This is a genomic window from Streptomyces sp. NPDC051320 (genome assembly GCF_040682175.1).
In the GTDB taxonomy this organism is placed as follows: domain Bacteria; phylum Actinomycetota; class Actinomycetes; order Streptomycetales; family Streptomycetaceae; genus Streptomyces.
The window spans coordinates 233716-258145 of record NZ_JBFBAL010000007.1; the positions used below are offsets into that span (position 1 = coordinate 233716).

Consider the following 24430-nt stretch of genomic DNA (forward strand, 5'->3'; position numbering starts at 1 on the left):
CCTCCGGGAGAGCAGTGATCCACAGGCAGGCGGGGTTGTCCACAGGCTGAGGGACGAAACTGTGGACAAGTCAACGCCCTTGTAGTGCCTTTGGCCCTCATGGGGTCTTTGGGTCGTCGTCCCGGCTTCTGTGTCGAGGTGCGGTCAGTGCGTCCAACGTCCTTGCTTGCAGCTCTCGTTCGGTGGCCGCGGTGATGAACGCTGCCGCGTTCTCCCGGCCGACCAATTCCTCGACCGCGCTCAGGGTGCCGGCGGCGACGGGCACCGCGGGCTCGCCGGCATGCGCCGGCGGGGCCCCGTGCATGAGGTGCTGCTGGAGGTGTTGAGTGGCGAACAACCGCATGGCCCGGGCCAGTTCGGCGTCCACGCTCTGCTGGGCCAGCGGCCTCAGCCGGCGCACCAGCGAGGCCGCTTCGGCTGCTTCGCCCTCGGTGGGTGGGGGGTGCCCGAGATAGCGGGCGAAGACGTGCTCGGTGGTGAATTCGAGGAAGCGGGAGGCGATGTGCTCCACCTGCCCGCGCAGCTCGCGCAGGTGGCCGGTGATGGCCCGCAGTGGGACGCCGGCGGCATGCAGTTCCACGGCCACCGCGAGCTCCTGAGGACTGGGCACCAGAAATTCGTCCTCCCGGTCGGCGATGGGCTCCAGTACGCCCAGTGCCAGCGCATCGGCGACGGCGTCGTTGTCTGAGACACCGCCGAATCTCTCGTCCAGCTCGGCACGCGAGAGGCGGGCGGGTTCCTCGTCAGTCCACGGGCCGCTGACCTCGGCGACCAGGCCCAGCACTCCGCCGAGCCCGCGCCCCGCGTCCCAGGCCTCCAGCAGTTCCTTGATCGAGGCCAGGGTGTATCCGCGGTCGAGCAGATCGGCGATCTGGCGAAGCCGGGCCAGGTGGTTGTCTCCGTACACATTCGACCGGCCGCGCCGCTGCGGTCTGGGCAGCAGTCCGCGGTCCTGGTAGCCACGGATCGTACGGACGGTGGCGCCACTGTGATGCGCCAGATCCTCGATCCGGTATTCGGCGCCCGCCTGCCGGGGGTCGGGCCCGGATGCCGACACCTGTGCCGGCGCCGCCCGAGACCCCGCCTGTGCCGTTGTCTGCGACCCGGTCTGTGCCGCTGTCTGGCCGGACACGCTCACTCCCTATGCTGCCGGGCCTGCTCAGGCGCTTCGGTGCCCCGCCTACGACAGAGCCGCCCGTCCGATCGCACCGGCCGCCGCCCGGGCGGCGGGTGAGACCGCGAGGTACTCGACCGCCTTGCGCAGCGAGCCCTCCTGCGAGGGATGGTACGACCGCTTGAAGTAGCGGGGAATCGCCGACCCCAGTTCGCCCCAGCGCGGCAGCAGCCCTTTCGCAACGGCTCTGTTGTGCTCGCGCAGTGTGTAGCGGAGACCGCTGAGCTGAGGGTCGTTGCGTATCAGATACGAAGTGCCCCACACCCACAGCCACAGGAGCACCGGTGCGACGATGACCATCCCCTCGGCCCTCCGGGCGTAGCGCGAGAACCCCGTGCCACCGCAATGCTGGTACATGTCGAAGGCCACCGACCGGTGCTCGACCTCCTCCGCGCCGTGCCAGCGCAGCAGGTCCAGCATCACCTCGTCGGACCCTGCCAGGTCGAGGCCCTCCGCGCTCAGCACCCAGTCGCCGAGAATCGCGGTGAACTGCTCGATCGCGGCGACGACGGCGAGCCGGAAGCGAAGCCACTCCGGCTCCCGGACCGGTATCCCGAACGGCGGCTGCTCGCCGAGCAGCTTCTCGAAGAGATAGTCGACGTGCCGGGTGTACGGCTCGGTGGCGAGGTGCTGGGCCGCGAGGTGGTCGAGGACATGGGAGTGCTGCACGCTGTGCGTGGCTTCCTGGCCCATGAACCCCTTGACGTCCTTGAGCAGTCCTGCGTCCCTGACCAGGGGCAGGGCGTCCTTGAAGACCTTCACGAACCACCGCTCGCCCGCCGGGAGCAGCAGATGCAGCACGTTGATCACATGGGTGGCGGTCGGCTCATCCGGAATCCAGTGCAGCGGGGTGCGCTCCCAGTCGAAGGAGACGCGGCGCGGGGCGATCACATGCGTGTCGTCGGCCGGTTCGGGCGGGGTGGTCTTCCCGGTGCTCACAGCGGTGGCTCCAATCGGGCGATGGCACGAAGCGACGCGGGGGCGAAGCGAGAGAGCAGCAGGGCACCGCGGGCCTCGGGCGTGACCGGGACCACCGCCCGGTTCTGCACCACCGCGGCCAGGATCGCTTCGGCGACCTTCTCCGGCGGGTAGTTGCGCAGCCCGTAGAGCCGCGCCGTCTTCTTCTGCCGGCGCTTCTCCTCGGCCGCGGAGACCCCGGCGAAACGCGCGGTGGAGGTGATGTTGGTGTTGACGAAGCCGGGGCACATCGCGCTGACCCCGATCCCCTGTCCGGCCAGCTCCGCACGCAGGCAGGCGCTCAGCATCAGCACGGCCGCCTTGGACGTGGAGTAAGCGGGCAGGGCCCTCGAAGGCTGGTAGGCGGACGCGGAAGCGGTGTTGACGATGTGGCCGCCCTGCCCGCGGTCCGCCATCTGCTTGCCGAAGAGCCGGCAGCCATGGATGACGCCCCAGAGATTGACGTCGAGGACCTTCTGCCAGTCCTCACTCGTGGTGTCGAAGAAGGATCCGGAGAGACCGATCCCAGCGTTGTTGACCAGGACGTCGACGATGCCGTACTCGGCGGCGACCTTCTCGGCGAATTGCTCCATCGCCCGTTCGTCGCTGACGTCCACCGCCTCCCCCCACGCACCGGGAGCACCGATCAGCCGTGCCATCTCCGCCGTACGCGCCGCCCCTTCGGCGTCCCGGTCAACGGCCACGACCCGGGCCCCGGCCTCGGCGAAGCTGAAGGCGGTGGCCCGCCCGATGCCGCTGGCCGCGCCCGTCACGAGGACGAGAGCGCCGGCGAATCGCGCCGCGTACTTTCCGGTCGGCGCGGTGCGACGAACCGGGCCGGGATCCTCGTGGGCTGTCACGAACTCACCGATCCAGGCGGCCAGCCGGTCCGGCCGGGTCCTTGGCACCCAGTGCTTGACCGGCAGGGTTCGCCGCGTCAGCTGCGGTACCCACTGCTCCAGTTCGTCGTACAGATGCTCCGAGAGGAAGGCGTCCCCGGTCGGCGTGATCAGCTGGACCGGTGCGTGCGCATAAGCGTCCGCACGGGGTCGGCGGAGCCGCGCGCGTACGTTGTCCCGGTAGAGCCAGGCACCGTGCGCGGCGTCCGTGGGCAGTGAGGCCGTCGGGTAGTCACCCGGGGGCAGCTTCTCGGCGCGCTGGAGGATCTTCGGCCACCGCTTGCCGAGCGGTCCTCGCCAGGCGAGCTCCGGCAGCACCGGCGTGTGCAGCAGGTACACGTACCAGGACTTGGCGCCCTGGCCGAGCAGTTGGCCCACCCGGCGCGGGGTGGGCCGGGACAGCCGCTTCTTGATCCAGTGCCCGAAGTGGTCGAGTGAGGGCCCGGACATCGAGGTGAACGAGGCGATCCGGCCTTCGGTCCGGGACAGCGTCACGAACTCCCAGGACTGCACCGAACCCCAGTCGTGGCCGACCAGATGCACCGGCTTGCCGGGGCTCACCGCATCCGCCACGGCCAGGAAGTCATCGGTCAGCTTCTCCAGGGTGAAACCCCCGCGCAGCGGGGCGGGAGCCGTGGATCCGCCGTGGCCACGGACGTCGTAGAGCACCACATGGAAGCGGGGTGCGAGCCGGGTGGCGACCTGGGCCCAGACCTCCTTGCTGTCCGGGTAGCCGTGCACCAGCAGCACGGTGGGCCGGCCCGGGTCCCCCAGCTCGGCGACACACAGGTCGACACCGCCGGTGCGCACCCGGCGCTCGCGGGCTCCTTCGATGGCCCTGCTCATGTGGCTCTCTCCTCTGCCCAGCGCCGCACATGCGGCAGGTCGTCGTCCAGCCAGAAGGCGCTCTGCTCCGGGTCACGGGAGTCCGTGACCACCAGGATCTCCTCGAACTTCGCGCCGGTGCCCCGGAACCCGAGATGGGGCTCGACTGCCCACAGCCCTGCCCTCGGCGGGTGATCGGAGAAGCGGTGCGGGCTCCACAGCGGTGACCAGCCGTCCCGGTGTCCGTGCAGCGCGTCGCTCGCCAGCCCCTTCAGCGACTGGGTGCCGAAGCCGAACACCTGCGGCGAGCAGCGCCGCTCCCTGACCCGGTGCACTGTGTGGGCGATCACGCCGAAGGGGTAGGCACGGTGCCGGTTCGCATAGCCCTGCACAGTCATCAGCCGCTCCACGTCCTGATAGATCTCGCGCAGCGGGCGCCTTTCGCGCACCTCACGCAGGATCAGTGCCCGATGCGGCTCGAGGTCGGCGAGCAGCCTGTCGTGCAGCGGATGGAGACCGAGACACCCCGAATAGCCGACGTCCGCCGTGCAGCCCTTGAAGACCGGGGCCAGGTCGAGGATGAACGGCATCCCGGCTTCGAGGCGCCGACCGGTCGGGAAGAACTGCAGGGGCACCTTGAACCCCGCGAAGGCCGTGCGGTCACCGAACCACGCGAACGGCAGATGAAACCAGTCCCGCACGCCCCGCCGGTGCAGCCACTCGCGCTGCATCCGCGCCGCTTCCCGCTCGGTCACACCCGGCCGGAGCTGGGCGGCCACCGCTTCCGCGCAGGCGTAGGCGAGGCTCTGCACCTCTCTGAAGCCCCGCAGTTCTGCGGCCTGCCCGCTGAGCACCACCGAGGCCATGCGAACCGACCGTCCCCTCTGTGTGCGGTACGTGCTCGTAACATCACGCCGTAACCCTGCCACTGATGAATGTGACAATGTCCGCCGGCTGCGTCAAGAGGTCGGTCCGCGCCTGTGGACAACGGATCCCGGACCCGGCCGCCCCGAGGCCCGGGTCGTCCTCCCGTACCGGCCCCCTACGGGTCCGTACGCCTGGAGTCGGACAGGGATCCAGCCGTCTGGTCTGACGCTTCGATGTGGGGTGCGCCACTACCTTCGGAATGTGACTGTGATCGTGACCGAAAGCCTGAGCAAGCGGTTCCCGCGGGTAACCGCGCTTGACCGGCTCTCCTTGGACATCGGACCCGGTGTGACCGGACTGGTGGGCGCCAACGGAGCCGGCAAGTCCACCCTGATCAAGATCCTGCTGGGTCTGTCCCCCGCCACGGAAGGCCGGGCCGCGGTGCTCGGGCTCGACGTCGCCACCAGCGGTGGCGAGATCCGTGAGCGCGTCGGGTACATGCCCGAGCACGACTGTCTGCCGCCGGACGTCTCGGCCACCGAGTTCGTCGTCCACATGGCACGGATGTCCGGGCTGCCGCCCACCGCGGCGCGTGAACGCACCGCGGACACCCTGCGCCATGTCGGCCTGTACGAGGAGCGGTACCGGCCCATCGGAGGCTATTCGACCGGCATGAAGCAGCGGGTGAAGCTGGCGCAGGCGCTGGTCCACGACCCGCAGCTGGTGCTGCTCGACGAGCCGACCAACGGCCTCGACCCGGCCGGCCGTGACGAGATGCTCGGCCTGATCCGCCGTATCCATACCGACTTCGGCATCTCCGTCCTGGTCACCTCGCACCTCCTCGGTGAGCTGGAGCGCACCTGCGACCACGTGGTCGTCATCGACGGCGGTTCGCTGCTGAGGTCCAGCTCCACCAGTGACTTCACCCAGAGCACCACCACGCTGGCGGTCGAGGTCACCGACTCGGACAGCCACCCGGACGGCACCCACGCGCTGCGCGAGTCGCTGGCCGCGGCGGGTGTGACACTCGCCGCGAGCACCGAGGACGGTCTGCCGGGCGCCGGCCACATCCTGCTGGTCGAGGCCAAGGGCGAGGACACCTACGACCTGGTCCGTGACACGGTCGCCGACCTGGGCCTCGGTCTGGTCCGGATGGAACAGCGCCGTCACCACATCGCCGAGGTCTTCCACCCCGGTCAGCAGGCAGAGCGGACCCCGCAGGTACCCCCGTCCCAGCAGAACCCCCCATCCCAGCAGAAACCGCAGACCCAGCAGGAGGTGCAGGCGCGATGAGTACCGAGACCAGTCAGATCCACAACATCGGATACCGCGAGTACGACGGCCCGCGCCTGGGCCGTGCCTACGCCCGCCGCTCGCTCTTCTCGCAGTCCCTGCTCGGGGCGTACGGACTCGGCCGCTCGGCCAAGTCCAAGGTCCTCCCGATGATCCTCTTCGCGGTGATGTGCGTTCCCGCGGCGATCCTCGTGGCGGTCGCGGTGGCGACCAAGGCGAAGGACCTGCCGCTCGACTACACCCGCTACGCCATCGTCACCCAGGCTCTCATCGGCCTGTTCCTTGCCGCGCAGGCCCCGCAGTCGGTCTCCCGCGATCTGCGTTTCAAGTCCATCCCGCTGTACTTCTCACGGCCCATCGAGCGGGTCGACTACGTCGCGGCCAAGTTCGGCGCGCTGGCCTCGGCGCTCTTCGCCCTCACCGCGGCGCCGCTGGTGATCCTCTACGTCGGTGCGCTGCTCGCCAAGCTCGACTTCGCCGATCAGACCAAGGGATTCGGCCAGGGGCTGGTCTCGGTGGCGCTGCTCTCCGTGCTCTTCTCCGGTATCGCCCTGGTGGTGGCCGCGCTCACCCCGCGCCGCGGTTTCGGTGTTGCCGCCGTCATCGCGGTACTGACCATCACCTACGGCGCGGTCTCCACGGTCCAGGCCATCGCCTTCGAACAGGACGCGCCGGGCGCCGTGAAATGGCTCGGACTCTTCTCGCCGATCACCCTGATCGACGGCCTGCAGACCGCCTTCCTCGGCGCCACCTCCTCCTTCCCCGGCGGAGAGGGCCCGGGAACCGGGGCCGGCGTCGTCTATCTGCTCGTGATCCTCGCGCTCGTCGCCGGCTCGTACGCCGTCCTGATGCGCCGCTACCGGAAGGTCGGGCTGTGACCACGATCAACATCGACCACACTTCCCGCTGGTTCGGCAATGTGGTCGCCGTCAACGACGTCACCATGACCGTGGGCCCCGGCGTCACCGGCCTGCTCGGCCCCAACGGGGCGGGCAAGTCGACCCTCATCAACATGATGGGCGGCTTCCTCGCCCCCTCCACCGGCACCGTCACACTCGACGGTGCACCGATCTGGCGCAACGAGTCCGTCTACCGCAAGATCGGCATCGTGCCCGAACGGGAAGGGATGTACGACTTCCTGACCGGGCGCGAGTTCGTCGTCGCCAACGCCGAACTGCACGGCCTGGACGAGCGCGCCGCTCAGCGGGCCCTCGCCACGGTCGAGATGGAGCAGGCGCAGGACCGCAAGATCTCGACCTACAGCAAGGGCATGCGGCAGCGCGTGAAGATGGCGTCCGCCCTGGTCCACGACCCGAGCGTGCTGCTGCTCGACGAACCCTTCAACGGCATGGACCCCCGGCAGCGCATGCAGCTGATGGAGCTGCTGCGCCACATGGGAGCCGATGGCCGCACCGTTCTGTTCTCCTCGCACATCCTCGAGGAGGTCGAGCAACTGGCCTCGCACATCGAGGTGATCGTGGCGGGACGGCATGCCGCGTCCGGTGACTTCCGCAAGATCCGCCGCCTGATGACGGACCGCCCGCACCGCTATCTCGTACGCTCCAGCGACGATCGCGCCCTTGCCGCCGCGCTGATCGCCGACCCGTCGACCGCCGGTATCGAGGTCGACGTGACCGAGGGCGCGCTGCGCATCCAGGCGGTCGACTTCGGCCGGTTCACGACGCTGCTGCCGCGCGTCGCCCGTGAACACGGCGTCCGTCTCCTCACCGTCTCGCCCTCGGACGAGTCGCTCGAGTCGGTCTTCTCCTACCTCGTAGCGGCCTGAAAGGAGCTGTGACGTCCATGTACAACCCCACAGTCGCCCGGCTCACCTACCGGGCCCTGCTCGGCCGTCGCCGAGCCGCGATCCTGTTCGTACTGCCGGCCCTGCTGATCGTGATCGCCGCCGCGGTGCGTGCGTTCAGCGGAGCCGACGACCAGGTCGCCACCCATGTACTCGGCGGTTTCGCCATGGCGACCATGGTGCCGCTGATCGGTGTCATCGCGGGCACGGGTGCGATCGGCCCGGAGATCGACGACGGTTCGATCGTCTATCTGCTCGCCAAGCCGGTGAAACGCCCCACCATCATCTTCACGAAGCTCATCGTGGCGATCGCCGTGACGATGGCCTTCTCCGCCATCCCGACGTTCGTCGCCGGCATGATCCTCAACGGCAACGGCCAGCAGATCGCGGTGGCCTACACGGTCGCCTCGCTGGTGGCGTCGATCGCGTACGCCGCTGTCTTCCTGCTCCTGGGCACCGTCACCCGGCACGCGGTGGTCGCCGGTCTCGTCTACGCGCTGGTCTGGGAGACTCTCTTCGGCAGTCTGGTGCCCGGGGCGCGCACGCTCAGCATCCAGCAGTGGTCGCTGTCGCTGGCCGAGAAGATCGGAAACCCCGGAGCCATCAGCTCGGATGTCGGACTGCCGCTGGCCGTGGTGCTGCTCGCCGGCGTCACGGTTCTAGCGACCTGGTACGCGGGCCAGAAGCTGCGGCGCCTGACGCTCGCCGGCGAGGAGTGAGAACCCCCGGGGCCGAGGCTTCGCCCCGGCCCCGGGGTGGTGCACTCAGCGCCGGCGGTTACGGCCCCGCTGACGCGGCGCGTGCCGCAGTTGGCGCTTGATCTCCGCGACATCCTCGCCGAGGTGCGTGACCCGTACGCTCATCGCGCCGACGACCCGGTTGGTGGCGTCGAGCCGCTGGTCCAGCGACTCCAGCCGTTGGGACATCCGGAGCAGCACCGGACCCAGTTCCCGGAGCGCCGGGCCGACCTCGCCCATCGCCGACTCCAGCCGGGTGACCCGGTGGTCCAGGCCGTCGTAACGGGGGTCGAAGCCGAGCGCCGGCCGGTGCTGTGCCTCCGTGTCGAGGAGATACGAGCGGACCCGCCGGGCGACTTCGCTGTCACGCAGCAGCATGGCGACGTTGAGGACCGTGCGGCGGGTGAAGAGCCGCAGCCCCGAGCGGGGCTGTGGATAACTTTCCGACGCACAGGAATAGAGCGACAATGTGTCGCTCTTAAATCGCTCGAGGTCAGAGCCTCGTAGTACGCGCATCCCGTTCTCGGTCAGCTCCGCGCGATGGCGGTCGGTCAACCTTCTGACGGAGCTTGTGGATACGTCGAAGTACCGCGCCACGTCCTCCGTACGGACATGGATCCCGTCCGGCAGCAGGGCGAGGGCCTTGACCTTGTCCAGGACGTCGACGCGCCCCAGATGGTCCGCGCGCAGCGTGCGCGATTCGAGCAGGGCGATTTCGGATGGCATGGGTGAGCCTGCCGTTCATGGTCAGTGGTGCATGACTGGGACGGCCCTCTCCCCGGGCTTCAGGGGTGCAGGTCCGCTCATCTACGCCACTGGCTCCATGACCGGCCCGGTCTGTTCCGGAACCGGCACTCCCCGACTTCACATCAACTCGACGCCGCTCACTCCAGTTGCCTCCACGCGTCCGGGACAACGACCGCATAGTCCTATGAGTCACGCACCCCGCGCAGGATCCGGCGCCGGGAGGGCTCAGCCGCGGAGCAGCCGCTCCAGTACCACCGCGATGCCGTCGTTCTCGTTGGAACGGGTCACCTCGTCGGCCACGGCCTTGAGCTCGTCGTGTGCGTTGGCCATCGCGACCCCGTGCGCCGCCCAGCCGAACATCGGGATGTCGTTCGGCATGTCCCCGAACGCGATGGTGTCCGCGGCCCTCAGCTTCAGCCGCCGGGCCGCCAGCGAGAGACCGGTCGCCTTGCTCAGGCCCAACGGCAGGATCTCCACCACACCGGCGCCCGCCATCACCACGTCCACCAGATTGCCCACGGCCTGCCGTGCGACCTGGGCCAGTGCGTCGTCACTCATCTCGGGGTGCTGGATGTAGACCTTGTTCAGCGGCGAGGACCAGAGCTCGGCCCGGTCGTCGAAGGGCAGCACGGGCAGCGGGCCCTCCTGGACGTAGCCCGCACCCACCAGGACCTCGCCCTCCAGACCGTCGCGGCTCGCGGCCAGGGCGAGCGGTCCGACCTCGGCCTCGATCTTGGCGAGGGCGAGCGCCGCCAGCTGCCGGTCCAGCGTCACCGATGTGAGCAGCCGGTGTTCCCCGGCGTGATAGAGCTGCGCACCCTGCGCGCAGACCGCCAGACCCCGGTAACCCAGGTCATCGAGGATGTGCCGTGTCCAGGGGACGGCCCGCCCGGTGACGACGATGTGCGCGGCGCCCGCCGCGGTGGCCGCGGCGAGCGCGTCGCGGGTACGCTCCGAGACCGATCCGTCACCGCGCAGCAGTGTGCCGTCGAGATCCGTAGCGACGATCCGGTAGGGCAGGGCGGGGACGGTCACTTGGACGTGGGCGTCAGGAATTCCCTGCCACCGAGGTACGGGCGCAGCACCGGCGGGACCCGCACCGAGCCGTCGGCGAGCTGGTGGTTCTCCAGGATCGCCACGATGGTGCGCGGCACCGCGCAGAGTGTGCCGTTCAGCGTTGCCAGCGGCTGGACCTTCTTGCCCTCACGCATCCGGACCGACAGGCGGCGGGCCTGGAACCCGTCACAGTTCGAGGCGGAAGTCAGCTCGCGGTACTTGCCCTGGGTGGGAATCCACGCCTCGCAGTCGAACTTCCGTGAGGCGGACGCCCCGAGATCGCCGGTCGCCACGTCGATCACCTGGAACGGCAGCTCAAGGGCGGTCAGCCACTGCTTCTCCCACTCGAGCAACCGCTGGTGCTCGGCCTGCGCGTCCTCGGGGTGGACGTACGAGAACATCTCGACCTTGTCGAACTGGTGCACCCGGAAGATGCCCCGGGTGTCCTTGCCGTACGTGCCGGCCTCCCGGCGGAAGCACGGCGAGAAGCCGGCGTACCGCAGCGGCAGCTGGTTCGCGTCGAGGATCTCGTCCATGTGGTAAGCGGCGAGCGGTACTTCGGAGGTGCCGACCAGGTAGTAGTCGTCCTTCTCCAGGTGGTAGACGTTCTCGGCGGCCTGGCCGAGGAATCCGGTGCCTTCCATGGCGCGCGGACGGACCAGGGCGGGCGTCAGCATCGGGACGAACCCGGCCTCGGTGGCCTGCGCGATCGCCGCATTGACCAGCGCGAGTTCGAGCAGGGCGCCGATCCCGGTCAAGTAGTAGAAACGCGAGCCCGAGACCTTCGCGCCGCGTTCCATGTCGATGGCGCCCAGCGCCTCGCCGAGCTCCAGATGGTCCTTGGGGCTGAAGCCCTCGGCCCCGAAGTCGCGGATCGTGCCGTGCGTCTCCAGGACGGTGAAGTCCTCCTCGCCGCCGATGGGGACGTCGGGGTGCACCAGGTTGCCCAGCTGGAGCAGCAGGCGCTTGGTCTCCTCGTCCGCCTCGTTCTGCTCGGCGTCGGCCGCCTTGACGGCGGCCGAGAGCTGTCCGGTCCTCTTCAGCAGCTCGGCCTTCTCGTCACCGGAGGCCTTGGGGATCAGCTTGCCGAGCGATTTCTGCTCGGAGCGGAGTTCGTCGAAACGGATCCCGGACGACCTGCGCCGCTCGTCGGCGGAGAGCAGGGCGTCGACGAGGGCGACGTCCTCTCCACGGGCGCGCTGGGAGGCGCGAACACGGTCGGGGTCCTCACGGAGCAGGCGAAGGTCAATCACCCCACCAGGCTACCGGTGCCTGCTTCGGCCTATCGACTCGATATACATTCCTGGCGTTTTGTCCCAATTGAAGCGATATAGGAGCAATAAAGAATTGTCGAGTGTATCGCCGAACAATCGGCGGCCTCCTCGGGTGAGCGCCGTGCGCCGGGGTGGCCTGGCCCCCGTCTCTCCAGGGGACTTGCGTTCTGTTATCCACAGGAATCCAGTAACGCGAAAAGTTATCCACAGGCTGTGTGGAAGATCTGTGGACGGAGAAGTGGATCATTTATCAGGGCGGGAAGGAAAGGGACGGATTCTCCGGTAAACCCGACTCGCGCACTCATTCGGGTGGGAATTGACCGATCTCCGGAGTCGAGCAACGCGATCGAGGAACCGGCCGACCCGTCGCCCCGGGCCGGAGGTGCCATCACCAGGCCGATTTGTCGACCCGACGACCTCCCGCTGTCGACTTTTCCCCAGGCCCGGACCCACGCCTGTGGATAACTCGACGACTGGCCGGGAAATCCGCCAGCGGGGACGAGCGCCCGGCTCAGACCCGGCCGTCCTGGCTACGGGCCAGCCAGTCCGAAGCCTCCAGGAACTCCGCGTCCGACGTTCCGGCCCGCCGCCCCGATGCGTCCGGTGCTCCACTCGCCGCCCCGCTCTCCGCTCCGCCCGCCGTCCCGCTTCCGGCGCGCGGATACGAGCCCAGGAACCGCACCTGCGGGCAGCTCCGCTTCAGCCCCATCAAGGCCTCCCCCATCCGGCGGTCCGCGATATGACCCTCGGCGTCGATGGCGAAGCAGTAGTTGCCGATGCCCTCGCCCGTCGGACGTGACTGCAGCAGCATCAAGTTGACGCCGCGCACCGCGAACTCCTGCAGGATCTCGAGCAGCGCCCCCGGATGGTCGTCGCGCTGCCAGACCACCACCGACGTCTTGTCCGCCCCGGTGGGTGCGGACGGGCGCGCGGGCCGCCCCACCAGTACGAAACGCGTCTCGGCGTTCTGCGCGTCATGGATCTCGGTGATCAGCGGTACGAGGCCGTAGGTCGCGGCCGCGAACTCGCCGGCGAAGGCCGCGTCGTAGCGCCCCTCCTGGACCAGGCGTGCACCGTCCGCGTTGGAGGCAGCCGACTCCCACAGGGCCCCGGGAAGGTGAGCGCGCAGCCAGTTCCGGACCTGCGGCTGGGCGACCGGGTGCCCGGTCACCGTCTTCACGTCGGAGAGTTCGGTGCCCGGCCGTACCAGCAGCGCGAAGGTGATGGGCAGCAGCACTTCCCGGTAGATGGTCAGCGGTTCGCCGCCGGCGAGTTCGTCGAGGGTCGCGGTGACACCGCCCTCCACGGAGTTCTCGATCGGTACGAGCGCTGCCGCGGCCTCCCCGGTCCGTACCGCGTCCAGTGCGGCCGGCACGGACACCATCGGGACGAGTTCACGGGTTGCGGCCTCGGGGAGGGTACGCAGCGCGGCCTCGGTGAATGTGCCTTCGGGACCCAGGTAGGTGAAGCGTGTGGCTGACATACGGTCACCCTAATGCGCCGCCCGGCCGCGCACCCTGATGCGCCGAATGACCGCGACCCGGGGTTGCACGGGGCGGGGGGCCGGTTTCCGATGGGGTCAGGCGCCTTCCAGCAGGCGCTGTCCGACGTACTCGCCGGGCCCGGGCGCACCGGGTACGGCGAAGAGTCCGCTGGCCTCGTGGCGCAGGAAAGGGGAGAGCGCGTCACCGCGGTCCAGCTTCCGCTGCACCGGCACGAAGCCACGCAGCGGGTCCGCCTGCCAGCACACGAAGAGCAGTCCGGCGTCCGGCGTCCCGTCGGTGCCGATCCCGTCGTGGTACGAGAATCCGCGCCGCAGCAGCGCGGCTCCGCCGTTCTGTTCGGGGGCGGAGATCCGGGCGTGGGCGTTGTCCGGAATCACCGGCTTGCCGTCGTGGCCGAACTTCTCGAGGTCCATGGCGGTCGTCTCGGTGCCGCCGGTAAGGGGGGCGCCGTCCTTCTTGCGCCGTCCGATGACCTTCTCCTGCTGGGCGACGGGCAGCTTCTCCCAGTCGTCCAGGAGCATCCGGATCCGCCGCACGATCGCGTAGGAGCCGCCGGCCATCCACTTCGGCTGTGCGGGAGTGCGCTCACCTCCGTCTGCCGGGACGAAGATCCGCTGGTCGAAGTCGTCGTCGGAGGGTTTGGGGTTGCCCGTCCCGTCGACCTGTCCCATCAGGTTGCGTACGGTCTTCGGCGCCGCCGTCGCACCGGGCGTGCGGTTGAAGCCGGTCATCTGCCAGCGCACCCGCGCCGTGGAGCCGGCGTCGTTCTGCAGGGCGCGCAGCGCGTGGAAGGCGACCAGCGGATCGTTCGCCCCGATCTGTACCCAGAGGTCGCCGTTGCTCTTCCGGGGGTCCAGGTGGTCGGACGAGAAGTCCGGCAGCGGATCGAGCTGGGAGGGGCGCTGCGCAACCAGGCCGGTGCGGTCGAAGAAGGTCCGCCCGAAGCCGAAGGTGACGGTGAGGGAGGAGGGGCCGGCATCGAGTGCGATGTCGGTGTCGTGGTCGGCCGGTTCGCCCGCCATCATTTTCTGCGCACTCGCCGACCAGCGCCGCAGCAGCGCGGCGGCCCCGCCGCGTCCGGCACCGGCCGCCAGGTCGAAGGCGATCAGGTACCCGGTGGACTGCAACGGTGTGGTGATCCCTGCCTGGGGGGTGGCACGGCGGGAGGAGCGGAAGGCGACCTCGGTCGAGCCGACCGTGGTCAGGGCGGCGGGGTCCGCTTCGGTGGCGGCGTGCGCGGCGGCGCCGCCCGCGGCCCCCACCACCAGGCCGCCCGCGCCCACGGCGCCGGCGGTGGAGAGCAGTCGCCTCCTGGAGATGTCGTTCATGCTGGTCAGCCGATCTTCACAGTCTTGTTCACGGTGGTCTCGTCGATGTCGGAGGTGCGCACGGTGACGGCGATGTCCCAGGTGCCCGCCATCGGGATCTGGACGCCGGTCGCCCCCCAGTGCCCGGTGAAGAGGTGATCGGGGACGACGGGCAGCGGCCCGATCTTCTTGGCCTCGAGGGTCAGCGCGATTTTGATCTCCGGGACGTCGTAGGGCTTGCCCGAGGCATTGTTCACATACAGATGCAGGTCGTTGCTGCCGCTGCGGCCGGGACTGAGTTCCAGGGCGACGGTGCCCTTGCCCTTGGGGCCGCCGGTGTCGAAGGGCAGGGAGATGTTCACCGGGCCCGACGGCACGGTGGCCGCCGCCGAGGTGGCGCGGCCCGCCTCCTCCTCGGTCCTGGCGGGTTCGGTGGTGGTGAGGACGGTGGTCACGGCGAGCAGTACCACGGCCACTCCGGCCTCGGCGAACACCGATTTGCGCAGCCCGGTGCGGTGCGGATCGGCGTTGCGGATCCGCTTCTCCCGGACGGCGGACCTGGCGGCCCGCTGACGGGCGAGCTGGGCGGCGCGCTGAGGGTCGGGCGGTACGGTCACCGGTTCGTCGCTTCCGGCCCGATCGGTGTCGTCCGCGATGACGTCCTGCACCACGGAGGTCTCCGACAGCTGCGCCGTCCAGCGCCGGGAGAAGAAGGCGATGCACAGGGCCACCGCGACCAGGCCGACCTTCACCAGGAGCAGCCGGCCGTAACCGGTGGTGAGCAGTGCTGACCAGGAGCCGACCTGCCGCCAGGCCTGGTAGAAGCCGGTCGCGGCCAGCGTGCAGACGGCGCCGAAGGCGATCCGGGAGAAACGCTGCACGGCGGCGCGTTCGATGGCCGGTGACCGGAAGAGTGCGACCAGCAGCGCGGTGAGTCCGCCGAGCCAGGCGGCGACGGCGAGCAGATGAACGATGTCGACGGGCATCGCGATGCCGGGCTGGATGCCGACCGAGGCGTGCTCGGTGAGGGCCCAGGTGGCCGCGATGCCGGCGGCGACCACCGCGCCGCCGACGGCCAGTCCGAAGGTGAGGTCCTTCTTCTCCTTCGCCGCTGTCTCCGCTGCTTCCGGGTCCGCGTCAGGGGACGCGTCCCGCTTGGCGTACGCCCCGAAGAGGACGGCGACGAAGAGGGCGGCGGCGCCCAGCAGCAGCAGCCTGGAGACGAGGGAAGCACCGGCCTTGGTCTGCAGGACCGCCTTGAGCGCGCTGAGATCGAGGGCGTCGGAGAGGTGCCCCGATCCGGTGTACGGGGCCCTGAGCAGCAGGAGCACCAGGGTGGCCGCGGTCAGCGTGAGCCAGCCGCGGACGACGAGCTTCTGCAGCGGTTGTTCGCTCGCGCCGCGCTGCCAGCACGCGAGGATGAAGGCGGCGCCGCCGACGAGCACGATGAATCCGCCGTAGGCGGCGTACCGCGCGGCCCCGTAGAGGACGCCGACGAGTCCGCCGCCGACGTTCTCCCCGGTGGCGGAGACGCTGGTCCTGGACGGGGCGCCGATGGAGAAGGTGAAGGCGCCGGACACCGGGTGGCTGTCGGCGGAGATGGCCTGCCAGGCGACGGTGTAGGTGCCGTTGGCGAGGCCGGGGCGCAGATCGACGCCGTAGGTGACGGCGCCGCCCTTGGACAGGTCGCGGAGTTCGGCGGTGTCGGCGCGTTTGCCGTGCGGGTCGAGGACGCGGATGGACTTGTCGTCCATGGCGACCTGTTCGGAGAAGGTGAGGGCGACGTCGTCGGGGGCCTGCGCGACCACCGCCCCGTCTTTCGGGTTGCTGCCGAGCAGCGCCGCGTGCGCGGACGCGGGAGCGGCCGCGGCGAACAGCGCGCCGAGGAGTGCCACCGCGACGAGCAGCAGACGTGCGAGCGGGAGCCCGAAGCGGGGTGGGGCGGTGATCGCCTTCATGGGTCTCAGTCCCTTATCCGTGCTTCGGGTTGTAGGTGGGCTCCTTGACGGGAAGTTCGGCCTTCAGCGTGCCGCCCTTCTCGAAGTGCAGCTGGACAGCTACTTTCTCGCCGGGCTTGGGCTGCTTCTTGAGGCCCATGAACATGAGGTGGTTCCCCCCGCGTTCCAGGTCCAGTTCGCCATGGGCGGGGACCGGGAGCGAGGTGACCTCCCGCATCTGCTGGTTCTTGGTGGTGTGCAGGGTGATGTTGTCGGAGAGGCTGCTGGTGACGGAGGTGAGCCGGTCCGCGGTGGAGCCGCTGTTGGCCACGGTGACGAATCCGGCCGCCATGCCGCTGCCGCCGACGGGTTCGGGCATGAAGGACGCGGTGACCTTCAGCTCGGGCTTGCCGTCGGCGGCGGTGGAGGCGGAGCCGCTGGACGACGAGCACCCGGCCAGTGCCAGGGCCGCGGTGGCGGCCATGGCACCGGTGAGGGCCGCGGAGCGGCGTATCACGGGTTCTCCCCCTTGACGATCTTGGGGAGGTCCTTGGTGTAGTCCTGCACGGTGGTGTCCTCGCCGTACAGCAGGTAGCCCTTGTTCGTCTTCGGAGAGAAGGCGATGACCTGGGCCCCGTGCATCGAGACGATCGTGCCGTCCTTCTCCTTCTTCGTCGGGGAGATGCCGATGCCGATCGACCGGGCGCCGGCCTGGATGGTCTTGAAATCGCCGGTGAGGCCGATGAAGGACGGGTCCTGGGCCTTCAGCCACTTGCCGAGTTCGGACGGGGTGTCACGGCCCGGGTCGGTGGTGACGAAGACGACCTGGAGCTTGCTCTGCTCCGCCTTGGGCAGCGCCTTCTTGGCGACGGCGATGTTGCCCATGGTCAGCGGGCAGATGTCCGGGCAGTGCGTGTAGCCGAAGTAGATCAGCGTCGGCTTGCCCTTGGTCCGCTCGCGGAAGTCGAACTTCTTGCCGTGGGTGTCGGTCAGTACGAAGTCCGGCTTGGTGAACGGTGTGTCGAGCACCGTCGCGGCCTGCGTCTTGGCAGGAGCTGAGACGTCGGCGACCGGGCTCTTGCCCGAGCTGCCGCCGTCGTCGGCGCCGCAGGCCGTGAGGGAACAGGCTGCCGCCACCGCGAGGGCGGCGGCTACCAGGGACTTCTTGTACGTGCTGTGCTTGAGCGTGCTGTGCATGGAGGAACATCCCAGTTGCTGTGGGTCGGGTCGGCGGTGCGGCGGTCAGACGGCGCGACGACGACCGGCGAGCAACCCGAAGGCCACCCCCGCGACGCCGATCAGGATGCCGATGATGCCGAGAACGCGGGCGGTGTTGTCACTGGTGCCGGCTGCGGACGACGCGGTGTCCGGCGTACTGCTCCCGTCGCCGGCCGCCTTGTCCGAAGAGGCCGTGTCCGAGGTGGCACCGGTGCTGCCCTCCGTGTCGGCCGCCGGGGTCAGTTTGAGTACCGGCGCCGGGTTCTCGGGCTCGTCGGCGCCCGGCTTCTGCTCCTCGATCCACCGCACGACCTCCTTGTTGGAGTAGGTCTGCAGTGTCTTGAAGGTCAACTGGTCGGCGTCGGTGGGCAGCTGGCCGACGGAGAGCGGGAACTGCTCGAACTGACCCGGCTCGATCCTCCCGCCGGTCCAGGTGACCTTGGATACCGCCTTGTCGATCTTCTTGCCGTGGACGGTCAGCGGCTTGGCGAGCTTGGACGTGGTGACCTCGGCGTGCCAGCCGGGGACGGGCTGCACCGAGACCGAGGCGAGCGGGTGGTCGGTGGGGAAGTGGACCTCGACCGCGGTCGTCGATGCGTTGTCGCGCTCGTTGGGGACCTTGAAGTCGATGACGGCGTATCCGCCCTGGGCGGCCGCGCCCTCCGGCTGGACGGTGACATGCGCGAAGGCGGTGCCCGATACCAGCAGGACGGTGGTGGCGGCGACACCGCCGACCACGGCGATACGACGGGTGATGCTCATACGGAACACACTCCACGGTGCGATACGGAACGGTGGCAGCCCGCGCACCGGTGCGCACGGGCAGCACGACACCGCTCCGTGAACGCGCGGGCGGCGCCGTGTCAGGCTGCGAGTACGTATACGGGCGGCGGCCCGCGTCTGATCAACGTGTGCTGAAGTGCCTGGCCGGCTCTCCAGCGGGGGGCGGAAAGTGGTGCGTACCCGGCGCGCGGTTGCCGGGCGGGCGCTCCGGGAAGCCCCGCTCGCAGGGCGCGTACCAGCGCGAGCGCGGCGCGCAGACTCCTGACCAGTGCGCCCTCGGCGACGCCGTGCGACAGTCGGCTCAGCCGGAGGAGGGCGGTCTCGCCGCGGCGCAGCAGCCAGCCGGTGATCAGCGCGGCGAGCAGATGACCGAGCACCATGGACAGCGTGGGCAGCATCACGGTGCAGGTCGGAGCCGTGGCCATCCGGTGCGACGCGGCCTCGGAGGCCGCTGAGGGATCGAGGCCGGCGGCGGTGACGATGTGGTGGGCCCGGGCCAGGCTGAGCGGGGCGGCGCCGGCTCCGCAGACGAGCTTCCCGGCGAGTGCCAGCAGCGCGGAACGGTCGGCGGCCGGATGTCCGGTGGTCGTGAGTGGCCCCAGCAGGTTCATTCCGCTCATGCCGCGCATCGACCCCATGGAGCCCATCGCACCGCTGGCCAGGGAACCCTGCTGGCCGAGCCCGAAAAGTATGTGCAGGCCGAGCTGACCGACGGTCAGTGCGGTGGCGATGGTCGGCAGGGAACGCCGCCGCCCGGCCAGTGGCGCGGCCAGCACGAAGAGCCCGAAAAAGCCCAGTGACAGCGACCACCAGGGCACCGGGGCTCCGGAGGCCAGTGCATGTCCCACTCCGGCCAGCACAACGCAGACCGCGGTGAACACCGCGGTCCTCAGTAGCCGTGGACCGGCTCCTGTGCGTACGGCAGAGGTAAACATGGCCGGGCCATCATCGCACCGGTCCCATGGCCCCGGTACGGCAGGTCCGAAAGGTCACCATCCGTCCCACGCGTTCCGGACATCCGGCCCGTCCACGGGTCTGCCCCCTGCCGGCTCCACCGGCCATATACCGGCGCCCGTGCCACCCGCGTCCGCCGAATGAGCGCTATCACATCAACTGGGCGCTTACAACGCCGGTCTTGCGGCAATAGGTATCCGTATGTCGAGCCGCAGCCAGGAGGCTGGTTCATGAGCATCTGGTGGTCTCTCCATTTGCGGCGCGAAGCCGCGAGCGTTCCGCTCGCACGTCGTCTTCTGCTCGGCGCCATGGAGACCGCGGGCGTCGACCCGGAGATCTCCTTCGACCTGTCGGTCGCGCTCAGCGAGGCGTGCGCGAACGCGGTGGAGCACGGGGGATACGAGGAGCCGGGCTCCGCCCCCGGGGCGGCGGCCAAGGGCTTCCGGGTGACCGCGTTTCTGGACGGCGAGCGATGCCGTATCGAGGTCACCGACTCCGGGCCGGGTTTTCCTGTACGGCGGGGGCGCCGCGCCGCTGCGCAACAGATCCGCATGCAGACCTCGGCCTCGGCCGAGAACGGCCGGGGGCTCGGGCTGATCGAGGAACTCGCCGACCATGTCGATTTCCGTAACCGGCCAGGCCGGGGCGCGATGGTGCGCTTCGACAAGGTCCTGAAGTGGCGCGAGGACGCGCTGCTCGGCGCGGGCTGAGCAGCGCGTCCCCGGGGCGGAGTTCCGGTGGTCAGGACTGCTTGACCGCGGCCATCCAGGCCTCGACCTCGTCGGACCGGCGGGGCAGCGCCGCCGAGAGGTTCCGGTTGCCGTCCTCGGTGACGATGATGTCGTCCTCGATGCGGACACCGATGCCGCGGTACTCCGCGGGCACCGTGAGATCGTCGGCCTGGAAGTACAGCCCCGGTTCGACCGTCAGGCACATGCCCGGTTCGAGGGTGCCGTTGACGTAGGCCTCGGTGCGGGCCGCCGCGCAGTCGTGGACGTCGAGGCCCAGCATGTGGCCGGTGCCGTGCAGGGTCCAGCGGCGCTGCAGGCCGAGTTCGAGCACCCGCTCCACGGGTCCTTCGACCAGGCCCCACTCGACGAGCTTCTCGGCGAGCACCCGCTGCGCGGCGTCGTGGAAGTCGCGGTAGGCGGCGCCGGGCTTGACCGCGGCGATGCCGGCTTCCTGGGCTTCGTAGACCGCGTCGTAGATCTTGCGCTGAAGGTCGCTGAAGTGTCCGCCGATGGGGAGCGTGCGGGTGACGTCGGCGGTGTAGAGGGTGTGGGTCTCCACGCCCGCGTCGAGCAGCAGCAGCTCGCCGGGACGGACGTCGCCGTCGTTGCGCACCCAGTGCAGGGTGGTGGCGTGCGGGCCCGCGGCGCAGATGGAGCCGTAGCCGATGTCGTTGCCCTCGACGCGGGCGCGCAGGAAGAAGGTGCCCTCGATGTAGCGCTCGGAGGTGGCTTCGGCCTTGTCGAGGATCTTCACGACGTCCGTGAAGCCGCGGACCGTGGAGTCGACGGCCTTCTGCAGTTCGCCGATCTCGAATGCGTCCTTGACCGCGCGGGCCTCGGACAGGTGAACGCGGAGTTCCTCGTCGCGCTCCGCGGTGACCTTGTCGGTCAGCGCGGCTTCGATGCCGGCGTCGTGGCCCCGCACGTTGCGGACGGGGCCGGTGGCCTCGGTGAGCGCGGCGGGCAGCTCGCGGACGTCCTTCGCCGGGATGCCGAGGAGTTGTTCGGCCTCGGTGAGGGAGTGCCTGCGGCCGACCCACAGCTCGCCCTGGCCGTCCAGCCAGAACTCGCCGTTCTCCCGGTCGGAGCGCGGCAGCAGATGGATCGTCGCCAGGTGTCCGTCAGCGGTCGGCTCCAGGACGAGGACACCGTCCGGCGTCTGGTCGCCGGTCAGGTAGGCGTATTCGGTGGAGGCCCGGAAGGCGTATTCGGTGTCGTTGGAGCGGGTCTTGAGCCGGCCGGCGGGGATCACCAGCCGCTCGCCGGGGAAACGCGCGGAGAGTACGGCGCGGCGCTCGGCGGTGCGGTCGGCCTGCGGGATCGGCCGCAGGTCGTGCAGTTCGGTGTCGGCCCAGCCGGACTTCATGTTCGCGGCGAGCTCGTCGGAGACGCCCGGGTACAGGCCGTTCTTCCGCTGCTTGATGGGCTCTGTCTCTTCGGGGTTCTCCGGGGTCGCCGGGTTCTCCGGGGTGAGCTCCTCTGACACGTTCTCTCCTTGGTACGACACGGGCCTGGGTGCGGCACGGGCCGTGATACGACGCTGGACCGTCTTCATCGTACGTCTGTACGGAAGGGGGCCCAGGGCCGAAAGGCCTCTTACCGCAGCGCGGCCGGGGCCAGGAGCGCGCTAGCCGAAGCGAGCCGCGAGGATCACCACGTCCTCCGGGTCCTCCGCCTGGTCGCGGCCGTCCGGCAGCATGGTCCGCAGTACGTGGTCGGCGATGGCCGCCGGGTCGTCGCGCAGCGTCCGCGGCACATCGGCAGCGGCCGAGTGGAGCCGCGCGAAGGCCCGGTCCATGGAGTCGCCTGTGCGGCGCAGCAGACCGTCGGTGCACAGCAGCACCGTTTCTCCGGGGTCGGCGGAGAATTCCACACTCGGCGCCTCCCAGCAGGCGAGCATGCCCAGCGGCGCCGACAGCGAGGTTTCGACGAATTCGGTGCGTCGCTCACCGATGATCAGCGGCGGGGTGTGACCGGCACCGGCCAGCACCACCTTGCCCTGTGCGGGCTCGCAGTAGGCGAAGAGTGCGGTCGCCGAGCGGGCCGGTTCGGTCAGTCGGAGCAGGAGCTCCAGATCGGAGAGCACGGCGACCGGATCCTCGCCCTCCATCACGGCGTAGGCGCGCAGGCCGGCCCGCAGTCGGCCCATCGCGGCCATCGCGCCGGGCCCCGAGCCGGTGACCGAGCCGACAGCCAGACCGAGCGCCCCTTCGGGCAGCGGAAGGGCGTCGTACCAGTCGCCACCGCCGGAGGTGCCGGTGCGGTGGCAGGCGGCGAGCTGGACGCCGGGTACCCGGGGCAGCCGGCTCGGCAGCAGTTCCTCGGCGAGGGCCGCCATCCGGGCGCGGGTCCGGTGCAGTTCGACGAGCCGGGCGAGATGTTCGCCGGCATAGCGCGCGTAGAGCCCGATGAGACGGCGCTGGCGGCCCCCGGGTTCGGCGGGCTCGTCGTAGAACCAGACAGCCGCACCGAGCAGCCCGGCGGCTGCGGTGGCCAGGGGGATGGCATAACTGGCCGCGTAGCCGAGGCGGGATGCGACCTCGTGGTGGCGGGGGTCGAGTTTCTTGTCGGCGAGCAGGTCGGGGGTGGCGATGCCCTCGCTGATGCCCTCGGAGGTCGTGGTGCTCGCGGCCTCACCGTTCAGGATCCGGCCGTACGAGGTGGCGCTGCGCGGCACGGTTTCCAGGTGGCCCAGTTCGGCGTGGGCCAGTCCGAGCCCGACCATGGCCGTGGGGCCGTGTCTGCCGGCCGGGTGCTCGGGGCCTGTGGGGTCGGCCGGTTCCAGTATCACCAGGCCGCGGCGGGCGCCCACGAGCGCGGCGCCGGCTCGTAGAAGCTCCTCGAGCGCATCGTCCAGACCTGAGGTGGCGGTCAGCCGTTCGGTGAGTTCATGGAGGGTCGTGAGGTCGAAGACCCAGCCGGCCAGCCGGTCCTGAATCATGGCGACCGGGGCGGCGACCGGGGCCGGGGTGGACGTGGAAGGCGCCGCATTGTGCGCGGGGGCCGGCACAGCAGAATCGATTCCAGCCACTTTCGGCAGGTGAGGTGCGCTCATGGCAGCCGACTTTCTGACTGGTGCGTCTCGCTCAATAGCATCGCAAACCCCCATGCCGTGTTGCGCGGCTACCAATAGATCCACATGTACACGCAGAAGTAAGGGGATGTCCAGCATTGTCCTGGCGGGATTCCTGGTGTCCATGCGATAGTTGTGTGGGCACCATTAGACAACCAACTTGGCTGGAAAATGTCCCCCCGTGCAGCTATTTGATGTCGACTGAAGTCGTTCGGCAGAGCGTCATAGCGAGTGCGGTGGGTACGTAGTCGATGATGGCCAGGGGCATTTGATGCAGCCCCGGAACCTGGCGGCAGGCCTGGGCGTCCTCACCGCTGAAGGTCGCGCCACACCCCGCACGGCGGGGTTCGCACAGTGGAACAGCACGGACAGCACGGGGCGAGTACGCGCCAGTCGCGCCACCCCTCGCCCTGCTCGAGCAAATGAACTCGGACCAGGCTCCGCCCTGCTGGTAATCCACACCGCAGGCCCAGAGTTCGCGTACGCACAGTGATGTGGGTAGGCATGGCGCGATGTGGACCCCGGCCTCAACGGAAAGGAACGAGCGCTCATGCGCGAGATCCCCGGAAGGCGACGCGGGCTCCGGTTCCGGCGCAGCGGGAGGCACGCACAGCTGGAAGCGGCGCTGACCTGCGCTACGAGCTGGCAATGGCCGGTACTCCCCGGCGTGGGGCACACCGCCCCCGGTGCCAGGGACTGCGGCTGCCCCAATCCCGACTGCGCCGTACCCGGCGCACATCCGTTCGACCCCGACCTGCTCGCAGCGACCACCGACGAGCGGATGGTGCGCTGGTGGTGGACGAACCGTCCCGGCGCGCCGCTGATCATGGCCACCGGCGGCCGGGCGCCCTGCGCGGTCAGCCTTCCTGCCCTCGCGGGCGCCCGCGCCCTGGTGGCTCTCGACCAGATGGGCGTACGGCTCGGCCCGGTCGTGGCCACCCCCACCCGGTGGTCGCTGCTGGTGGCTCCGTACTCCCTGGAGCGGCTCGGCGAAATGCTGCACGCCAAGGACTGGGTGCCGAGCTCGCTGCGTTTCCACGGCGACGGGGGCTATCTGGTGCTGCCCCCCTCCGAGACCGGCAGCGGCCCGGTCTGGTGGGAGCGGGGCCCCGCCCCGAGCCCCCGGCCCGGTTCGCCCGGTGCGGACCCCGCGCCCGGTACGGCCCCGCCCTGGCTGCCGGATGTCGGAGCGGTGGTGGACGCGCTGGTCGAGGCGAGTACCGGGGCTCCCGGCGGCGGTAGCAGACTCGCCTACTGACGGGATGCGGCGCGGCCGGCTCACTCGTACG

At 69.8% G+C, this 24430-nt stretch carries 22 protein-coding genes; 6 read left to right on the forward strand and 16 right to left on the reverse strand.

Features of this window, described 5'->3' with window-relative positions; genetic code table 11:
• Nucleotides 1-97: 97 nt before the first annotated feature.
• The 4 genes from AB0M87_RS17845 to AB0M87_RS17860 all read right to left on the reverse strand — a co-directional run bounded on the left by AB0M87_RS17845 (nt 98) and on the right by AB0M87_RS17860 (nt 4721).
• The gene (locus AB0M87_RS17845) at nt 98-1057 is read right to left on the reverse strand and encodes a MerR family transcriptional regulator (RefSeq protein ID WP_365854131.1); all 960 of its coding nucleotides are present in this window, start codon (nt 1055-1057) and stop codon (nt 98-100) included.
• A gap of 123 nt (nt 1058-1180) precedes the next feature.
• Nucleotides 1181-2113 carry a metal-dependent hydrolase gene (locus tag AB0M87_RS17850; RefSeq protein ID WP_365853840.1) on the reverse strand — a complete coding sequence of 311 codons (933 nt, stop codon included), beginning with the start codon at nt 2111-2113 and terminating at the stop codon, nt 1181-1183.
• Nucleotides 2110-3876: an SDR family oxidoreductase gene (locus tag AB0M87_RS17855; protein ID WP_365853843.1), complete on the reverse strand. Its 1767-nt coding sequence runs from the start codon at nt 3874-3876 to the stop codon at nt 2110-2112. Before AB0M87_RS17855 ends, AB0M87_RS17850 begins: the two co-directional genes overlap by 4 nt.
• Nucleotides 3873-4721, reverse strand: a complete 849-nt coding sequence (locus AB0M87_RS17860; protein WP_365853845.1) for a M24 family metallopeptidase — start codon at nt 4719-4721, stop codon at nt 3873-3875. The genes AB0M87_RS17855 and AB0M87_RS17860 overlap by 4 nt, the downstream gene beginning before the upstream one ends.
• A 268-nt stretch (nt 4722-4989) precedes the next feature.
• Here AB0M87_RS17860 and AB0M87_RS17865 point away from each other — a divergent pair, with 268 nt between their 5' ends.
• Genes AB0M87_RS17865 through AB0M87_RS17880 form a run of 4 tightly spaced genes read left to right on the forward strand, consistent with a single transcriptional unit; the run spans nt 4990 to nt 8538 of the window.
• On the forward strand, nt 4990-6015 hold the full coding sequence (locus AB0M87_RS17865) for an ABC transporter ATP-binding protein (protein ID WP_365854133.1): 1026 nt from the start codon (nt 4990-4992) through the stop codon (nt 6013-6015).
• Complete coding sequence (locus AB0M87_RS17870; RefSeq protein WP_365853847.1) at nt 6012-6893, forward strand: ABC transporter permease; 882 nt, start codon at nt 6012-6014, stop codon at nt 6891-6893. Before AB0M87_RS17865 ends, AB0M87_RS17870 begins: the two co-directional genes overlap by 4 nt.
• Entirely contained in the window at nt 6890-7801 is a 912-nt protein-coding gene (locus AB0M87_RS17875; RefSeq protein ID WP_365853849.1) for an ABC transporter ATP-binding protein, read from the forward strand. The genes AB0M87_RS17870 and AB0M87_RS17875 overlap by 4 nt, the downstream gene beginning before the upstream one ends.
• A gap of 17 nt (nt 7802-7818) precedes the next feature.
• The gene (locus tag AB0M87_RS17880; RefSeq protein ID WP_365853851.1) at nt 7819-8538 is read left to right on the forward strand and encodes an ABC transporter permease; all 720 of its coding nucleotides are present in this window, start codon (nt 7819-7821) and stop codon (nt 8536-8538) included.
• A 45-nt stretch (nt 8539-8583) separates the two neighbouring features.
• Here AB0M87_RS17880 and AB0M87_RS17885 read toward each other — a convergent pair whose 3' ends face one another.
• The 10 genes from AB0M87_RS17885 to AB0M87_RS17930 all read right to left on the reverse strand — a co-directional run bounded on the left by AB0M87_RS17885 (nt 8584) and on the right by AB0M87_RS17930 (nt 19318).
• Nucleotides 8584-9282 (reverse strand): hypothetical protein, encoded by a 699-nt coding sequence (locus AB0M87_RS17885; RefSeq protein ID WP_365853853.1) that lies wholly within the window; start codon nt 9280-9282, stop codon nt 8584-8586.
• Between the two features lie 246 nt (nt 9283-9528).
• Entirely contained in the window at nt 9529-10338 is an 810-nt protein-coding gene (locus AB0M87_RS17890) for an HAD family hydrolase (protein WP_365853855.1), read from the reverse strand.
• Nucleotides 10335-11612 carry a serine--tRNA ligase gene (serS, locus tag AB0M87_RS17895; RefSeq protein WP_365853857.1) on the reverse strand — a complete coding sequence of 426 codons (1278 nt, stop codon included), beginning with the start codon at nt 11610-11612 and terminating at the stop codon, nt 10335-10337. Before serS ends, AB0M87_RS17890 begins: the two co-directional genes overlap by 4 nt.
• Nucleotides 11613-12144: 532 nt before the next feature.
• The gene (pheA, locus tag AB0M87_RS17900; protein ID WP_365853860.1) at nt 12145-13116 is read right to left on the reverse strand and encodes a prephenate dehydratase; all 972 of its coding nucleotides are present in this window, start codon (nt 13114-13116) and stop codon (nt 12145-12147) included.
• A 96-nt stretch (nt 13117-13212) separates the two neighbouring features.
• The gene (efeB, locus tag AB0M87_RS17905) at nt 13213-14466 is read right to left on the reverse strand and encodes an iron uptake transporter deferrochelatase/peroxidase subunit (RefSeq protein WP_365853862.1); all 1254 of its coding nucleotides are present in this window, start codon (nt 14464-14466) and stop codon (nt 13213-13215) included.
• 5 nt (nt 14467-14471) lie between these two features.
• Entirely contained in the window at nt 14472-16403 is a 1932-nt protein-coding gene (locus AB0M87_RS17910) for a copper resistance protein CopC (protein ID WP_365853864.1), read from the reverse strand.
• A gap of 13 nt (nt 16404-16416) precedes the next feature.
• Nucleotides 16417-16866, reverse strand: coding sequence for a copper chaperone PCu(A)C (locus tag AB0M87_RS17915; protein WP_365854135.1), 450 nt, complete (start codon nt 16864-16866; stop codon nt 16417-16419).
• Nucleotides 16867-16895: 29 nt separating this feature from the next.
• Entirely contained in the window at nt 16896-17579 is a 684-nt protein-coding gene (locus AB0M87_RS17920; protein WP_365853866.1) for an SCO family protein, read from the reverse strand.
• A 45-nt stretch (nt 17580-17624) separates the two neighbouring features.
• Complete coding sequence (locus AB0M87_RS17925; protein WP_365853868.1) at nt 17625-18362, reverse strand: YcnI family protein; 738 nt, start codon at nt 18360-18362, stop codon at nt 17625-17627.
• 101 nt (nt 18363-18463) lie between these two features.
• A complete protein-coding gene (locus AB0M87_RS17930; RefSeq protein WP_365853870.1) occupies nt 18464-19318 on the reverse strand; it encodes a hypothetical protein in 855 nt (284 codons plus the stop codon).
• 249 nt (nt 19319-19567) lie between these two features.
• On the opposite strand from AB0M87_RS17930, the gene AB0M87_RS17935 reads away from it, so the two are divergent.
• On the forward strand, nt 19568-20047 hold the full coding sequence (locus tag AB0M87_RS17935; RefSeq protein WP_365853872.1) for an ATP-binding protein: 480 nt from the start codon (nt 19568-19570) through the stop codon (nt 20045-20047).
• Between the two features lie 31 nt (nt 20048-20078).
• Here AB0M87_RS17935 and AB0M87_RS17940 read toward each other — a convergent pair whose 3' ends face one another.
• Both AB0M87_RS17940 and AB0M87_RS17945 read right to left on the reverse strand, forming a co-directional pair.
• A complete protein-coding gene (locus AB0M87_RS17940; RefSeq protein ID WP_365853874.1) occupies nt 20079-21554 on the reverse strand; it encodes an aminopeptidase P family protein in 1476 nt (491 codons plus the stop codon).
• Nucleotides 21555-21695: 141 nt separating this feature from the next.
• Nucleotides 21696-23240 (reverse strand): PP2C family protein-serine/threonine phosphatase, encoded by a 1545-nt coding sequence (locus AB0M87_RS17945; RefSeq protein ID WP_365854137.1) that lies wholly within the window; start codon nt 23238-23240, stop codon nt 21696-21698.
• Nucleotides 23241-23691: 451 nt separating this feature from the next.
• On the opposite strand from AB0M87_RS17945, the gene AB0M87_RS17950 reads away from it, so the two are divergent.
• On the forward strand, nt 23692-24399 hold the full coding sequence (locus AB0M87_RS17950; protein WP_365853876.1) for a bifunctional DNA primase/polymerase: 708 nt from the start codon (nt 23692-23694) through the stop codon (nt 24397-24399).
• Nucleotides 24400-24430: the final 31 nt, after the last annotated feature.